The 14,951-nt window shown below is 49.7% G+C and carries 23 protein-coding genes and 1 riboswitch; of the genes, 20 read left to right on the forward strand and 3 right to left on the reverse strand.

Annotation, left to right across the window (positions count from 1 at the left end; genetic code table 11):
- Positions 1 to 25: 25 nt before the first annotated feature.
- Positions 26 to 235, reverse strand: a riboswitch (cobalamin riboswitch).
- A 103-nt stretch (positions 236 to 338) separates the two neighbouring features.
- Both ACYVK4_RS04435 and ACYVK4_RS04440 read right to left on the reverse strand, forming a co-directional pair.
- A complete protein-coding gene (locus ACYVK4_RS04435) occupies positions 339 to 1,715 on the reverse strand; it encodes a M16 family metallopeptidase (protein WP_461126279.1) in 1,377 nt (458 codons plus the stop codon).
- Between the two features lie 67 nt (positions 1,716 to 1,782).
- Complete coding sequence (locus ACYVK4_RS04440) at positions 1,783 to 3,126, reverse strand: M16 family metallopeptidase (protein WP_461126280.1); 1,344 nt, start codon at positions 3,124 to 3,126, stop codon at positions 1,783 to 1,785.
- A gap of 49 nt (positions 3,127 to 3,175) precedes the next feature.
- On the opposite strand from ACYVK4_RS04440, the gene ACYVK4_RS04445 reads away from it, so the two are divergent.
- A complete protein-coding gene (locus tag ACYVK4_RS04445; RefSeq protein WP_461126281.1) occupies positions 3,176 to 3,949 on the forward strand; it encodes an SDR family oxidoreductase in 774 nt (257 codons plus the stop codon).
- On the opposite strand, the gene ACYVK4_RS04450 is transcribed toward ACYVK4_RS04445, so the two are convergent.
- The gene (locus tag ACYVK4_RS04450; protein WP_461126282.1) at positions 3,946 to 4,890 is read right to left on the reverse strand and encodes a sugar phosphate isomerase/epimerase family protein; all 945 of its coding nucleotides are present in this window, start codon (positions 4,888 to 4,890) and stop codon (positions 3,946 to 3,948) included. The two genes, ACYVK4_RS04445 and ACYVK4_RS04450, sit on opposite strands and share 4 nt — an antisense overlap.
- Positions 4,891 to 5,774: 884 nt before the next feature.
- Between ACYVK4_RS04450 and rplC the strand changes: the two genes are divergently transcribed.
- The 19 genes from rplC (at position 5,775) to rpmD (ending at position 14,815) form a co-directional block, all read left to right on the forward strand.
- Positions 5,775 to 6,395: a 50S ribosomal protein L3 gene (rplC, locus tag ACYVK4_RS04455; RefSeq protein WP_461126283.1), complete on the forward strand. Its 621-nt coding sequence runs from the start codon at positions 5,775 to 5,777 to the stop codon at positions 6,393 to 6,395.
- Positions 6,396 to 6,398: 3 nt separating this feature from the next.
- Entirely contained in the window at positions 6,399 to 7,028 is a 630-nt protein-coding gene (gene rplD, locus ACYVK4_RS04460; RefSeq protein ID WP_461126284.1) for a 50S ribosomal protein L4, read from the forward strand.
- Positions 7,029 to 7,031: 3 nt separating this feature from the next.
- Positions 7,032 to 7,319, forward strand: a complete 288-nt coding sequence (rplW, locus tag ACYVK4_RS04465; protein WP_012930240.1) for a 50S ribosomal protein L23 — start codon at positions 7,032 to 7,034, stop codon at positions 7,317 to 7,319.
- 30 nt (positions 7,320 to 7,349) lie between these two features.
- Positions 7,350 to 8,174, forward strand: coding sequence for a 50S ribosomal protein L2 (gene rplB, locus ACYVK4_RS04470; RefSeq protein ID WP_461126285.1), 825 nt, complete (start codon positions 7,350 to 7,352; stop codon positions 8,172 to 8,174).
- A 9-nt stretch (positions 8,175 to 8,183) separates the two neighbouring features.
- Entirely contained in the window at positions 8,184 to 8,462 is a 279-nt protein-coding gene (gene rpsS / locus ACYVK4_RS04475; RefSeq protein ID WP_012930238.1) for a 30S ribosomal protein S19, read from the forward strand.
- An 85-nt stretch (positions 8,463 to 8,547) separates the two neighbouring features.
- Positions 8,548 to 8,940, forward strand: coding sequence for a 50S ribosomal protein L22 (gene rplV / locus ACYVK4_RS04480; protein WP_461126286.1), 393 nt, complete (start codon positions 8,548 to 8,550; stop codon positions 8,938 to 8,940).
- A gap of 6 nt (positions 8,941 to 8,946) precedes the next feature.
- Positions 8,947 to 9,852 carry a 30S ribosomal protein S3 gene (gene rpsC, locus ACYVK4_RS04485; protein ID WP_461126287.1) on the forward strand — a complete coding sequence of 302 codons (906 nt, stop codon included), beginning with the start codon at positions 8,947 to 8,949 and terminating at the stop codon, positions 9,850 to 9,852.
- Between the two features lie 88 nt (positions 9,853 to 9,940).
- Positions 9,941 to 10,372: a 50S ribosomal protein L16 gene (rplP, locus tag ACYVK4_RS04490; RefSeq protein ID WP_012930235.1), complete on the forward strand. Its 432-nt coding sequence runs from the start codon at positions 9,941 to 9,943 to the stop codon at positions 10,370 to 10,372.
- Positions 10,373 to 10,393: 21 nt separating this feature from the next.
- Positions 10,394 to 10,588, forward strand: a complete 195-nt coding sequence (gene rpmC / locus ACYVK4_RS04495) for a 50S ribosomal protein L29 (protein WP_461126288.1) — start codon at positions 10,394 to 10,396, stop codon at positions 10,586 to 10,588.
- Between the two features lie 12 nt (positions 10,589 to 10,600).
- A complete protein-coding gene (gene rpsQ, locus ACYVK4_RS04500; protein WP_461126289.1) occupies positions 10,601 to 10,963 on the forward strand; it encodes a 30S ribosomal protein S17 in 363 nt (120 codons plus the stop codon).
- Between the two features lie 3 nt (positions 10,964 to 10,966).
- On the forward strand, positions 10,967 to 11,335 hold the full coding sequence (gene rplN, locus ACYVK4_RS04505) for a 50S ribosomal protein L14 (protein WP_012930232.1): 369 nt from the start codon (positions 10,967 to 10,969) through the stop codon (positions 11,333 to 11,335).
- A 3-nt stretch (positions 11,336 to 11,338) separates the two neighbouring features.
- Entirely contained in the window at positions 11,339 to 11,710 is a 372-nt protein-coding gene (gene rplX, locus ACYVK4_RS04510; RefSeq protein ID WP_461126290.1) for a 50S ribosomal protein L24, read from the forward strand.
- 15 nt (positions 11,711 to 11,725) lie between these two features.
- Positions 11,726 to 12,280 carry a 50S ribosomal protein L5 gene (rplE, locus tag ACYVK4_RS04515; protein WP_461126291.1) on the forward strand — a complete coding sequence of 185 codons (555 nt, stop codon included), beginning with the start codon at positions 11,726 to 11,728 and terminating at the stop codon, positions 12,278 to 12,280.
- A 23-nt stretch (positions 12,281 to 12,303) separates the two neighbouring features.
- Positions 12,304 to 12,573, forward strand: a complete 270-nt coding sequence (rpsN, locus tag ACYVK4_RS04520; RefSeq protein WP_106137346.1) for a 30S ribosomal protein S14 — start codon at positions 12,304 to 12,306, stop codon at positions 12,571 to 12,573.
- Between the two features lie 90 nt (positions 12,574 to 12,663).
- Positions 12,664 to 13,062 carry a 30S ribosomal protein S8 gene (gene rpsH, locus ACYVK4_RS04525; protein ID WP_100989110.1) on the forward strand — a complete coding sequence of 133 codons (399 nt, stop codon included), beginning with the start codon at positions 12,664 to 12,666 and terminating at the stop codon, positions 13,060 to 13,062.
- 13 nt (positions 13,063 to 13,075) lie between these two features.
- Positions 13,076 to 13,633 carry a 50S ribosomal protein L6 gene (gene rplF / locus ACYVK4_RS04530; RefSeq protein WP_461126292.1) on the forward strand — a complete coding sequence of 186 codons (558 nt, stop codon included), beginning with the start codon at positions 13,076 to 13,078 and terminating at the stop codon, positions 13,631 to 13,633.
- Positions 13,634 to 13,741: 108 nt separating this feature from the next.
- The gene (rplR, locus tag ACYVK4_RS04535; RefSeq protein ID WP_461126293.1) at positions 13,742 to 14,095 is read left to right on the forward strand and encodes a 50S ribosomal protein L18; all 354 of its coding nucleotides are present in this window, start codon (positions 13,742 to 13,744) and stop codon (positions 14,093 to 14,095) included.
- 3 nt (positions 14,096 to 14,098) lie between these two features.
- Positions 14,099 to 14,617, forward strand: coding sequence for a 30S ribosomal protein S5 (gene rpsE / locus ACYVK4_RS04540; protein ID WP_461126294.1), 519 nt, complete (start codon positions 14,099 to 14,101; stop codon positions 14,615 to 14,617).
- An 18-nt stretch (positions 14,618 to 14,635) separates the two neighbouring features.
- Positions 14,636 to 14,815 (forward strand): 50S ribosomal protein L30, encoded by a 180-nt coding sequence (gene rpmD, locus ACYVK4_RS04545; protein WP_100989102.1) that lies wholly within the window; start codon positions 14,636 to 14,638, stop codon positions 14,813 to 14,815.
- The last annotated feature ends 136 nt before the right edge of the window (positions 14,816 to 14,951 follow it).

The raw sequence follows: 14,951 nt of genomic DNA on the forward strand, positions 1-14,951 counted from the left end.
TTGGGGCGTTTCCTCCGAACGCCAGAACAACGGATGGTCTTCGGCAGGTCTCCTGGCTCGTCTTATCGGTTCGGACCTTCCCACGCCGAACGTCAGCGCAGTGGTCATGTGGATTGAACCGATTTTAAAAAAGACTTACAGTTGCGGGGACAGCGCTGGTATTTCACCAACTTCCCTTTTAAGCCTTGAAAGCTACCACGAAGCAGCATCAGGCACCAAAAACTCGATAACAAAGGTAGGGTTATTTACACAAAGCGGCACAAGGAACATAAAGAAATCTATTCTATGTGTTCCTTGTGCCGCTTTGTGTCTAACGCGACTTTTCAGCCGCGATACCGTTAGAACCCTTCGGCTTTAATTTCTTTCTCGGTGATGGTTCCGTACTTCTTCACCTTATCCCGAATGGTATCGGCCTTACCCACCAGCACAAACTGAAGCTTATCTTTCGGAAAATACTGATCGATGATCTGACGGGTTTTCGCCACGGTCAGACCATCCACGTTCTTTTGAAAATTATTGATGAACGATTCATCGAAACCTAAGCTAAACATATCGGTCAGCAGGTTAGCGAGTTCGCTGGCTGACTCGTATCGGGGCGGGAAGTCAGCTTTCACGTAGTTTTTAGCCGACGACAGAGTTTTCTCATCAATGCCCGTTCGATGCAAACTGTCTAACACCTGCAACGCCATATCAATTGCCTGCGTGGTCGTGCTGACTTTCGTGAAGGTTGAAACAGTAAATGTTCCGCTTTTTCGAAATGTCCCGAACCGGCTGCTCGCCCCATACGTCAGGCCCGAATTAACCCGCAAAGCATCGTTCAGCCAGGATGTAAACCGACCACCCAGAATGGTATTAACAACAGTGACGGGAATGAAATCAGGGTTATTCTGAGTGATCCCTTTGCCGCCAATCAGGAATGTTGTTTCGCGGGCATCGTCTTTGTTCACCAGCAACACCCGGCTTTTGTCGAACGCTACGGCGGGTTCTGCCAGAACGGGCGAGGTGGCGGCCGCCGTTTTCCAGTTACCAAACAAATCGGTGATGCGTTTCTTCATGGCTGCCGTACTGAAATCGCCCACAATAGCGATAGCCGCCCGATCGGTAGTGAAATTCTTCTGGTAAAACTGCCGGGCGTCGGTAGCCGATATGGCCGACACCGAAGCGGGAGTACCCGTTAGCGGATTGGCATATGGATGGCCGTCAAACACAAACTTGTTAAAATACGACGCTATCACGCCCCTCGGACTTTCTTTCTGTTGGGTTAGCTGAAGCAGTTGCCGTTGTTTATATTTATCGAACTCGCCTTGATCGAAGGTCGGCTTCGTGATCACGTCCTGAATAATATCGAAGAGCAGATCCTGGTCTTTCACGGCAAAGGACGCCGTCAGTTTAGCCACTTCTTTCCCCGCATAGGTGTCTACGCTTGCGCCAACGTATTCAGTTTTTTCTTCCAGTTGGGCTTTCGTGTATTTGGCACTACCAAATAACAGCGCATCCGCCGTCATGCTGGCCAATCCATAGCGATTCCCATCCTGAATAGCCCCGGCATCGAACACGGCCGAGACGTTGATAAGCGGCACCTCATGCTGCTCCATCAAATAAACCGTCATGCCGTTTTTTAGCTTGAACTTCTGGTAGGGCGGCACCTTGAACGTTTGCGCCAGGGAAGAGGTCACTACCACAAGGATAATGAATAAAGTATGTATGTATTTCATTGATGATCTATTGTGAATTCCCGCAAGTTTTTCAAAAACATTATAGGGTTGGGCGATATCGGGTTGTTTAATTGTTCTTGACCGGATTCGCTTTGGGTTCTGGCAAAAGATATCCTACCGTTCGATTACGGCTGGTCAGATAAATCTTGGCTACGCGCTGCACATCTTCCTTCGTCACCTTCTCATAGAGGGCCGGTGCTTCGTAGAGCTTTTTATAATCCCCGAAGAACAGTTCATAAGTGCCCAATGAGTTGGCTTTGCCGTTGATGGACTCCATCGTCCGGTAAAACTCCATCAGTTTCTGATTCTTCAGCTTTTGCAGTTCCACATCAGTAATTCCCTCGTTGATGACTTTGTCAATCTGGTGCAACACCGACTGTTCTAACTTTTCAGCCGTAATACCACTGGCGGCAATGGCATAGATCGAGAAGAGACTGGGATCGAATGATTCGCCAAAATTGGTGAACGCCCGCGAGGCAACGGTCGAATCCAGCACCAGCGATTTTACCAGCCTTGATGAGTTGCCCGAACTGAGCACACCACTCAGTAAATCGAGGGCGTAATAGTCGGAGTGGCGAGTGGCGGGCGTATGGTAAGCCATCAAAATATTGGGCGTAGCTACGTCTTTGTAAGTCGTCACGCGCCGTTCGCCGTTTTGGGGCGGTTCAACCGTACGCAGGCTGTCGGGCAGTTTCTGCGCCGGAATAGGCTCTATGTATTGTTCGGCCAGTTTCTTTACCTGAGCTGCCGTTACATCACCGACCACCACGGCCACGGCATTGTTTGGCGAATAATAGGTTTTAAAATATTTCTCCAGATCGGCCTGGGTCCATTTTTTTATATCCGACTCGAAACCGATGACCGGAAACATGTAGGGATGCTCGACAAAAGCTGTTGCCTGTACCAGTTCGCTGATAACCCGGTAATTGCTGTTCTCTAGTCCGGTGCTTCGCTCCGACAGCACGACGCCCCGCTCACTCTCGACCATTTTCGGGTCGATAGCCAGATCACGAATCCGGTCGGCTTCCAGCCCGAAGATCGTTTCCAGCGCCCCGCTCTGGAACCAGTCGGTATATACCGTCGTATTCTGCGTGGTATAGGCATTGTTCGAGCCCCCATTCGCTTCCATCACCCGGTCGAACTGCTTGGGGCCGTATTTTTTGGCTCCATTGAACATCATGTGTTCAAAAAAGTGCGACAGACCGGTTATGCCATGTACTTCGTTACGGGAGCCGACTTTCCAGAACGAATAGAAATTGGCGTTGGGAATGGAATGGTCTTCGAGGACCATGAATTTCATGCCGTTTTTAAGCGTGAACGTTTGTACGTCCTCCGCTTTAGGCTTATTCTGCGCCAGCACAACACTAGCCGAGAGCGTCAATGCCGCCAAAAGCCCCATTCGTTTATTCATGAGATGGTTTTTAGTTTGGAGAAAAGCTAAAATTAATGACCTTTAGCTCATGAACCAATCACTCTGGTCGCTTAGTGGCCAACGCGCTCTCGTCACGGGCGGCACCAAAGGAATCGGCGAAGCCATTGTCCGGCAGTTTCTGGACCTCGGCGCTTCTGTTTTCATCGTCGCCCGCGATAACACGCTGCTCCAGCAACAACTAACAAATTATCGCCAACTGGGCCATACAGTTGATGGAATGGCCGTCGATGTAAGTCAGCCGGGAGCGGTCGTTCAGGTTATCGATGCGGTAAAAGCAATAGGGGGAAGTCTGGACATTTTAGTCAATAATGCGGGAACGAACATCCGCAAACCCACCGCCGACTATAGCCCGGCGGAGTATGATCATATTCTGAACACGAACCTGCGCTCAGCCTACGAACTGACCCAGGCCGCTTATCCACTCCTGAAAGAGTCTTCTGTGGGTGGAAAGGTCGTCATGATTTCCTCCGTGTCAGGATTGGCGCATACCAGTAGTGGCTCGTTGTATGGCATGACCAAAGCAGCCATGCTTCAACTCACCCGAAACCTCGCTGTCGAATGGGCACCCGACGGTATCCGCGTGAATGCGGTGGCTCCCTGGTACATCAATACCCCTCTGGCTACACCCGTACTCACAAACCCCGAGAAGTTGGCAGGCATTCTGAAACGAACACCCATGAACCGCGTTGGCGAACCGGAAGAAATAGCGTCAATTGTGTCTTTCCTGTGCATGCCCGCATCCGGCTATGTGACGGGACAAACGATTTCGGCTGATGGTGGCCTGATGGCCTGGGCGTACTAAAGCCCCGCCACCATAGCCTTCATTTTCGCCATCGCCGTTTTCGTGACGGTCAGGGCATCCTGTGCGTAATAATCTTTATTAAATACCTCCAGCGATACCACAACAGGCTGGTCGGTGCGTTTGATGAGTTTCAATGTGTCGCGAATCGGTGCCACGCCATCACCCGGAAACACCCGGTCGGCATCGACGATCTTCTCACGGGTGAAGTTGGCCGTGTAGTCGTTTACGTGGAACACTTCGACAGCCGATTTCCCGACCAGCGGGAGCATCGTGTTCCCCGAACCGCCCTTATACAGGTGATAAATATCCAGCAATACCCGCGCTGATGGATGCCCGCTTTCGATGGCGACAAACATTACCTCGCTTAGCCGGCTCAGGTTGGGCGAAAAACCCCACAGTTCCAGTTGCGGCACTACACCGGTTTTATCACCAATCTCGAGAATGGCCCGATACCGTTCAGCCGCTTTATACAGATCGACTTTCGGACTCCCCGGCGACTGGGCACCAATGGGCGGAGTCGCTACGCGCTTACAACCCACTTCAGCCAGCATCTCCATCTCACTCTTTAGTTGAGCAAGACCTTTAGCACGGGCGGCTTCGTCGTCAACGATCCAGGGAGCAAAGCCAATGGCATTTTCAACTTTTATTCCGTTATCAGCCAGCACTTTACGAGCTTCAGCCGTTGTGCCGCCATTTTTCAGATAGGTCTGCAACGTTTCAATCCATATTTCCACCGACCGAAATCCGGCTTTCGAGGCTGCTTCGAGTTCCTTGACAAAACCCAACTTATGCCCCCGGATGGTACTCATGTTCAGGCAAATCGTGAATGGAGACTGAGCAGTTGGCGCCGGCATAGCTTGCAGCGAATTGGTCGAAAGAGAAGCGCCCACAGAGGCAGTCAGAGCCGCTAATGTTTGACGGCGAGTTACAGATTGAGACATGAAAGAAACAGGATTCAGGCGTTTGCGATAAGTCAATAAACAAGAAAAGGGCGCAAACCTACTGTAAAGAGATATCACTGAGGTTTCAAATATGGGTTTATGCGGAAGAGTAATATCAACTTGTTCAAGTTAACAACAAACGATTTGCAACAACATCAACCCTGGCCCAATGCTACAGAGTTTCGTCGCTACGCGACTTGAGAACATAATCGAACGATGATAGACTACAAACATTATGTTGCTAACGCGACTGTAATCTTAACTGTTGACCCAACTTAATTATCTACTTATGCCCTTACTTAGTCGCGTTAGTGACACAATGTTTGTAGCCCAAACCTTACCTAAGCCGTCCTTCAAGTCGCGTAGCGACGTGACAGTCCTTCTCAAGTTAATTTAGTCATCGCTACACAAAAGGTATATTTGATAAAGCCCCATTACAATCATGACCATCAGTTTTTTAAGCTCAAACGCGACTCATCCGCTACGGTCATTGATAAAGAATACACTGGAGACGAAGTCGCCAAAGACTGGATGGAATGGCTTCGAAAAACTTCTTTAAAATAAATTTTCTATTTCTCCTAACTATTTCATACTTTTGCACTCCCAAACTCGGAACATCGAGTGTAACGACATACGAGGGTGAAGGTCCGAAAGGAAACCACATCTGACTTATTTCGGCGAACAAACGCTGCCCTGCATCGTTTTGTCTGCCCACTGAGGTCAGGTGCTGTGCGCCCGACCTTTTTTTATGTCGTTTCGGGGCCTGATTGTTAGGCACATATAGGATTCGTCCGATTATTTGTCTACCTTTGCGGCCCGATTCGGAAGGTCCGAAGCGGAAAATGAGTACCTATTTTTTACCTGCTTACTTTAAACAAACACAAATGTCTGGTTTAATTGGCAAGAAAATCGGGATGACCAGCGTGTACAATGCGGACGGGCAGGCTCTGGCATGTACAGTGATTGAGACGGGTCCCTGTGTCGTAACGCAAGTTCGTAGCGTCGAGAAAGATGGCTACACAGCTGTGCAGCTGGGTTATGGCGACAAAAAAGAAAAGCACAGCAACAAGCCGGAGTTGGGCCACTTTAAGAAAGCGGGCACCACACCTAAGCGGAAACTGGTCGAATTCAAAGAATTTGAGCAGGAACTTGCTTTAGGTGCAACACTGACGGTTGCCGACGTATTTGCAGAGACTGACTTCGTTGACGTAGTTGGAACAGCAAAAGGTCGTGGTTTCCAGGGCGTTGTGAAACGTCATGGATTCGCTGGGGTTGGCGGTCAAACGCACGGTCAGCATAACCGGGGTCGTCACCCAGGTTCGATCGGCGCGTGTTCATTCCCCTCGCGTGTGTTCAAAGGTCTTCGGATGGCCGGCCGGATGGGCGGCAACCGTGTGAAGGTTCAAAACCTGCGCGTTTTGCGTGTTCTGCCTGAGCAAAATCTGCTCGTTGTTAGCGGTTCAGTTCCAGGAGCCAAAAATTCATACGTTATTATCGAGAAGTAGGTCATGGAAGTAATCGTATATAACAGCAAAGGCGAGGACACAGGCAAAAAGGTCACGCTTCCGGAAGAGGTTTTCGGTATTGAGCCGAACCAACACGCGATTTACCTCGACGTGAAACAATACCTGGCCAATCAGCGTCAGGGAACGCACAAAGCGAAAGAGCGGGCAGAAAATGCACACTCAACCCGCAAACTGAAGAAGCAGAAAGGTACAGGCGGTGCCCGTGCCGGTAGCGCTAAGTCGCCTGTATTCGTTGGTGGTGGTACCATTTTTGGACCTCGCCCCCGCGATTATAGCTTCAAACTGAATAAGAAAGTGAAAGCGCTGGCTCGCCAGTCGGCCTATGCCGTGAAAGCAAAAGCTGAGAAAATTTCAGTTATTGACAGCATCGCACTAGAAGCTCCCCGCACGAAAGATTACATCCAGTTCCTGACCGATCTGAATGTAACAGGTAAAAAAACGCTGCTGATCCTGCCCGACGTAAACACGAATGTTGTGTTGTCGAGCCGGAACGTACAGAAGGCGAAAGTTACGACAGCTTCGCAGGTAAACACCTACGATCTGATGAACGCCGACCAACTGCTCATTAGCGAAGAAGCGCTGTCAACCATCCAAACGTTGTTCGACAAATAAACCATGAGCGTACTAAAACGACCAATCGTCACTGAAAAAATGACGGGCCTTAACAAGCAGGGGAAGTATGCTTTTGAGGTTGAACTAAAAGCCAACAAACTCGAGATCGGCAAAGCCATCGAGAAAATGTATGGCGTTAACGTTGAAGCTGTCAACACGTTCCGGGTTTACGGAAAGAAACGCAGCAAGAACATCAACGGACGTGTTGTATCGGGCAAGACCCCAACCACTAAGAAAGCAATTGTTACGGTTGCTGAAGGCGAAGTAATTGATATCTACGCTGACCTGTAAACCGAGCACTGCTCTACCAATTAATCAGTCATGGGAGTTAAAAAACTAAGACCAATAACGCCGAGTACACGTTTTCGCGTGGCACCCGACTTTGCGGAAATAACAGCCTCCAAGCCAGAAAAAAGTCTGCTGGAGCCCATCAAGAGAACCGGTGGCCGTAATAACGAAGGTCACCGCACTATGCGCTACATTGGTGGAGGTCATAAGCGGCACTACCGTATTATTGACTTCAAGCGCGATAAAGTCGGCCAGCCTGCCGAAGTTTTGACTGTAGAATACGATCCAAACCGCTCAGCGCGCATCTCTTTGGTGCAGTATGCTGACGGCGAAAAACGCTACATCATCGCACCACAGGGTATCACCGTAGGCCAGACCATCCAGTCGGGCGAAGGCTCTACCCCGGATGTTGGTAACGCATTGCCACTGGCTCTGATGCCAATCGGTACCATCGTTCACAACATCGAACTAACACCTGGTAAAGGTGGCTCAATGGCTCGTTCAGCTGGTACGTATGCACAGTTGGTTGGTCGTGAAGACAAGTACGCTATCCTGCGTCTGCCTTCTGGCGAAACCCGCCGTGTATTAAGTGCCGGGATGGCTACGGTAGGTTCAGTATCGAACCCCGACCATATGAACGTGGTCATCGGTAAAGCAGGTCGTAACCGTTGGTTGGGCCGTCGTCCCCGCGTTCGTGCGGTGGTTATGAACCCAGTCGATCACCCAATGGGTGGTGGTGAAGGTCGGGCATCGGGTGGTCACCCACGCTCACGTAATGGCCAGTTCGCGAAAGGTCAGAAGACCCGTAACAAGAACAAGGCATCTGAAAGCATGATTATTAGCCGACGCAAAAAGTAACAGATAACAATGGCACGTTCACTCAAAAAAGGCCCATATATTGATTTCCGTCTGGACAATAAAGTTCAGGCTCAGAATGATTCGGGCAAGAAATCGGTCATCAAAACCTGGTCGCGTCGTTCGATGATTTCGCCGGATTTCGTAGGCCATACCTTCGCTGTTCACAACGGCAACAAGTTCATCCCGGTTTATGTAACGGAGAACATGGTAGGACACAAGCTCGGCGAATTCTCGCCAACGCGTAACTTCCGGGGACACACCGCAAAGAAAGACAAGGGCAAACGATAAACTAAGTGGTTAGATGCTGGTGGTTAGCCGTTGGTTTCAAAACCATCAAAAAACCACTAACCACTAACTACAAGCCACTAAAAAAATGGAAGCAGTAGCAAAACTTAAAGATGTGCCCACGTCGCCCCGCAAGATGCGGTTAATCGCCGACCTCATCCGTGGTCAGCGCGTTAGCCGGGCGTTGGGTCTCTTAAAATATCAGCCACAGGCTGGTGCCGACACCTTGCAGAAAGTGCTTTTGTCGGCCGTTGCCAACTGGCAGCAAAAAAACGAAGATGCGCGGATCGAAGACGCGGATCTCTACGTGAAAACGATTTTTGTTGATGGCGGTCCGATGCTGAAGCGTCTTCGTCCAGCTCCACAAGGTCGTGGTCACCGGATTCGCAAGCGGTCAAACCACATCACTATTGTGGTCGACAGCGCAGCCGATACGGTCTTGACTCAGGCTGAAGTTTCTACCCCTGAAAACGAACAATAGACAGAAATGGGACAAAAAATAAATCCAATTGGCCTGCGACTTGGTATTGTTCGGGGCTGGGAATCAAGCTGGTACGGCGGCAAAGAATTTGCAGATAAACTCGTTGAAGACGAGAAGATCCGTAAATACGTAGCAGCTCGTATTCCTAAAGGCGCCATTGCGCGGGTCGTTATCGAGCGTACACTGAAGCGTGTTACCCTGACTATCCACACGGCTCGTCCGGGTATCGTCATCGGTAAAGGCGGTGGTGAAGTCGATAAGATCAAAGAAGAGCTGAAAAAGATCACGGGCAAAGATGTCCAGATCAATATCTTCGAAATCAAACGCCCTGAAATCGATGCTAAACTGGTTGGCGAAGCTATTGCCCAGCAGTTACAGGCTCGTATTTCGTTCCGTCGTGCCATGAAGCAAGCGATCCAGTCAGCGATTCGGGTAGGTGCTCAGGGTATCAAGGTAAAAGTATCAGGTCGTTTGGGCGGTGCAGAAATTGCCCGTTCGGAACAATATAAAGAAGGTCGTGTTCCGCTGCACACGTTGCGTGCTGATATCGACTATGCTATCTCGGAAGCCCAGACCGTTTACGGTAAAATCGGCATCAAGGTGTGGATTTTTAAAGGCGAAGTGTATGGCAAGCGTGATTTGTCTCCGGCAGCAATGATGAGCCAGGCGCAAGCCGGTGAGCGTTCCGCTTCGGCAAATGATCGTGGCGATCGTCGTGGCCCTCGTGGTGACCGTGATGGTAACGATCGTGGTGGCCGTGGTCGTGGTGGCGATCGCGGAGGTGACCGTGGCGGCAACCGTGGTGGTGGCGCTGGAGCAGGTGGTAACCGCGGTGGCGGTGCCGGTGCAGGCAGCAACCGTGGTGGCGGTGGTGGTCAGGGTGGCAACCGTGGTGGTGGACCAAGACGATAAATTCTGTCGTCAGTTGTCAGTCAGCAATTATCAGTTCACCAACTAGATGATTACCAACTAACCACTATCGACGCTAACTTTTAGAGCTATGTTACAGCCAAAAAGAACTAAATTCCGTAAGCAACATAAAGGCAGGATTCCAGGTATCGCATCACGCGGTCATGAGATTGCCTTCGGTACATTCGGCATCAAGTCGCTGGAACCCGGTCGGATTACCGCCCGCCAGATTGAAGCCGCTCGTATTTCAGTAACGCGGGCCATGAAACGCGAAGGCCAGGTTTGGATTCGTATTTTCCCCGACAAACCCATTACCAAGAAGCCAGCCGAAGTACGGATGGGTAAAGGTAAAGGAGCACCCGAGTATTGGGTAGCCGTAGTGAAGCCCGGCACGATTATGTTCGAAACGACGGGCGTAGATCTGGCAACGGGAATGGAAGCCCTGCGCCTGGCCGCTCAGAAATTACCAGTTCGGACCAAGTTTGTTGTCCGGCGTGATTATCAGGAGCAAGTCGAAGACTAGTACCCCTAAGCGACGAACAAAATGAAAAAAGAAGATTTAAAAGGATTGTCGGCCGACGACTTGCGCACGGAGATTGGTGCAGAACAGGACCGACTGTTGAAACTTAGGTTCGCTCATGCGGTCTCTCCTATCGAGAACCCAATGCGTATCCGCGAGAGCCGGAAGCGGATTGCTCGCCTGAACACGGAACTGACGGTTAAATCGCGGCAAGCCTAATAAGACACGACAATGGAAGAGCAACAAGCACCAGCACCACAGGCGGAAACAACCCCGGTGGCAGCAGCAACAGAACAGCCTACCACAACCGCTCCAGCAACGAGCGCAACTGTAGAGGCTTCGGAGCGCAACGCTCGGAAAGAGCGTATCGGGCGGGTGACCAGCAATAAAATGCAGAAAACGATCACCGTAGCAATTGACCGCAAGGTGAAACACCCGATGTATGGCAAGTTCATGAACAAGACGAAAAAACTGACTGTTCATGACGAGAAAAATGAGTGTGGTATTGGTGACACAGTACGTGTTATGGAAACCCGCCCATTGAGTAAGAATAAGCGTTGGCGTTTAGTCGAAATCATCGAAAAAGCGAAGTAAGCCATGGTACAGCAAGAATCAAGATTAGGAGTAGCCGATAACAGTGGCGCCAAAGAAGTGCTGGTTATCCGCGTCCTGGGCGGTACAGGCAAGCGGTATGCATCAGTCGGTGACAAGATTGTCGTGACAGTGAAGCAAGCCCTGTCGTCCAGCAATATGAAGAAAGGTACGGTTTCTAAAGCCGTAGTTGTTCGGACCAAGAAGGAAGTGCGTCGGAAAGATGGATCGTATATCCGTTTTGAAGACAATGCCGCCGTATTGCTCAACAACAACGACGAGCCTCGCGGCACCCGGATTTTTGGGCCGGTAGCCCGTGAATTGCGTGAGAAGCAGTTTATGAAAATCGTATCGTTAGCCCCGGAGGTATTGTAAGCAATGGAGAAGAAAATAACGCTACCGAAACACAAATTCCACATCAAATCGGGCGATACTGTCGTCGTGATTGGTGGTAACTCGAAAGGTCAGCGCGGTGTAGTGACAGAAGTAATCGTAGAAAAAGATCGTGCTCGTGTTGAGGGCGTCGCTATGATCACCAAGCACATGAAGCCAACGGCTTCTAATCCGCAGGGGAGTCTGGTAAAAACGGAAGGGTCGATCCACATCAGCAATCTGAAGCTGGTTGATCCTGCCACTGGCGAACCTACCCGCACGGGTCGTAAGTTGAACGAGAAGGGTAAGCTGCAACGCTACTCGAAGAAGACAGGCAACTTTATCCCCGACCGGTCCGCCGGCGCGGGTCGTAAATAATAAAGGTCTAAGAGAATGGCAACGCCAAGACTGAAAGAGAAATATTTAAGCGAAATCGTACCACAGTTGAAAGACAAATTTCAATACAAGTCGGTCATGCAAGTGCCCCGCTTGAGCAAAATTGTGATCAACAAAGGTATTGGAGCTGCGGTCGCCGATAAAAAATTGGTAGACGTAGGCGTCGAAGAATTAACGACCATCACGGGTCAGAAAGCTGTTCCGACACTGTCGAAAAAAGCTGTCTCGAACTTCAAACTGCGGGAGAAAATGCCCATCGGTGCGAAAGTTACGCTGCGTGGTGTGAAGATGTATGAATTTTTGGACCGGCTAACGACAGTGTCGCTGCCCCGTGTTCGTGACTTCAAAGGCATTAGCGACAAAGGGTTTGATGGCCGTGGCAACTACACCTTCGGTGTGCAGGAGCAGATTATCTTCCCTGAGATCAGCATTGACAAAGTAGCCCGCATTTCGGGAATGGACATCACGTTTGTGACCACTGCCAATACCGACAATGAGAGTTACGAGTTGCTGAAAGCGATGGGTATGCCGTTTGCTAAAAGTGGTAAATAACAACCGTTCTAAAGGGTAAGATAATGGCAAAAGAATCAATAAAAGCACGGGAACGGAAACGCGAAGCACTGGTAGCTAAGTATGCTACCAAGCGGGCCGCTTTGAAAGCCGCCGGTGATTACATCGGCCTGGACAAACTGCCTAAAAATGCATCGCCAGTACGTCTGCACAACCGTTGTAAACTAACGGGTCGTCCCCGGGGCTACATGCGCAAGTTTGGTATTTCGCGGGTAACATTCCGGGAAATGGCATCAGCCGGTAAGATTCCAGGTGTAACTAAAGCAAGCTGGTAATTCCAGATTCCATTTCTATTTGTAATTCAGTTTCCGTAATTTTGCGAACTTTCTCAAAACGAGAGGTTTGCAAGTAACGCAACGCCAAGAATGAATACAGATCCAATAGCAGACTTTCTGACCCGTGTTAGAAACGCCATCCGGGCAAAGCACCGGGTTGTGGAGATCCCTGCTTCAAACATAAAGAAAGAGATTACCAAGGTATTGTACGAAAAAGGGTACATCCAGAACTATAAGTTCGACGACAGCACCCCACAAGGCTCAATCAAGATTGCGCTGAAGTACAATCCTACGACGAAGCAGAATGCTATCGTTGATCTACAACGCATCAGCCGTCCAGGTCTGCGTCAGTATCGGGGAGCCGATAACCTGCCGCGTATCCTCAATGGCTTAGGTGTCGCTATCATCTCCACTTCGAAAGGAGTGATGACAGATAAGGAAGCGAAGACGCTGAACGTCGGTGGAGAAGTATTGTGTTACGTATATTAATCCGAACTGAACGATGTCACGCATAGGTAAGAAACCCATCGCCCTCCCCAGCAACGTAACGTTGTCTGTTGACGACCAAAACGTCGTTACAGTAAAAGGGCCTAAAGGCACCTTGACCCAATCGGTTGACCCGGACATTTCGGTAGCCATTGAAGACGGTCATATCCAAGTATCACGGCCCACCGAGCAGAAGCGTCATAAAGCAATGCATGGTTTGTACCGGTCGCTGGTCAACAACATGGTAACAGGCGTAAGCGAAGGCTTCAAACTGGATCTCGAAGTTATCGGGGTTGGTTATAAAGCATCTGTTGCCAATAACGTTCTCGAATTGCAGCTTGGCTATTCACACAATGTGTATCTGGCCGTTCCAACCGAGATCAAGGTAACAGCTGTAACGGAAAAAGGTCAGAACCCAAAAGTATATCTGGAAGGTTCAGATAAGCAGCTTCTGGGCGATGTAGCGGCTAAGATCCGTTCGCTCCGTAAAGTTGAGCCTTACAAAGGCAAAGGTATCCGGTTTATCGGTGAGCAAGTTCGCCGTAAAGCTGGTAAGTCTTCGTCGAAGAAATAATTTATGATTTGGGATTTCGGATTTATGATCTTCTGGTAAACAGTAATCATAAACCCGAAATCATAAATCCAAAATCTAAATTCGCCTATTTGGTCGGAATCAAATAACATGGCAACGAATAAACAAGAAAGAAGACAGCGGATCAAGTTTGGTATCCGGGCGAAAGTTTCAGGCACAGCCGAGCGTCCCCGTTTATCAGTTTTCCGCTCTAACAAAGCGATCTACGCACAACTCATCGACGATCTGACCGGCCATACCCTGGCAGCAGCTTCATCGGTCGAGCTGAAAAGCGAAGCTGAAGGAAATACCGTCGACACGGCGAAGAAAGTTGGCCAGCGGTTGGCCGAGAAAGCAATTGCAAAGAATATCAGCAGCGCTGTATTCGACCGCAATGGCTACTTATATCACGGTAAAGTAAAAGCATTGGCCGATGCAGCCCGCGAGGGAGGCCTTAAGTTCTAAACAATGAACACGAACGCAGCAAGACCGACAAAATTTAACGAAGCCGACCTGAAAGAAAAGGTTGTGGCCATCAACCGCGTAGCGAAGGTGGTAAAAGGTGGTCGCCGGTTCAGCTTCTCGGCAATTGTCGTCGTTGGCGACGGTAACGGTGTCGTTGGTTACGGATTGGGTAAGGCCAATGAAGTAACTGACGCGATTGCCAAAGGAGTAGAAGACGCGAAGAAGAATCTGGTTCAGATCCCCCTTCTGAAGCGTACGGTACCCCACGAAATGGAAGGTAAATTCAGTGGCGGCTTTGTCCTGCTGAAGCCAGCTGCTCCTGGTACAGGAGTAATCGCTGGTGGTGCTATGCGGGCCGTTCTTGAATCGGCTGGTATCCACGACATCCTGGCAAAATCGAAAGGTTCGTCGAACCCGCACAACGTGGTAAAAGCTACGCTTGCAGCCCTGTTGAAAATGCGGTTACCGCATCAGGTGGCTTTCCAGCGTCAGATCAGCCTGGCAAAAGTATTTAACGGTTAATATAAAGGAGCAACAGACATGGCACGAGTACGCATTACGCAGGTCAGCAGCACCATTAAACGACCGCTAAACCAAAAAAATGCCATCAAGTCACTTGGCTTGGGCAAAATCAACCGCAGCGTAGAGTTAGAATATAACGACGCTCTGAAAGGTGCAATCAATAAGGTGCAGCACCTGGTGAAGGTTGAAGAAATTTAAGTATCTTTGCGATTCTTTTGGTTTTCAGGCTGTCAGAACCCCGTTTTGATGGTATCGAAGAGCCAAAAGAATCATCTTTTTAACACTAAATATTGATTTAAAGAATAAGCTCGTCAAAAAAGTTGTGGTTTAACAC

This window comes from Spirosoma aerophilum (assembly GCF_054782495.1).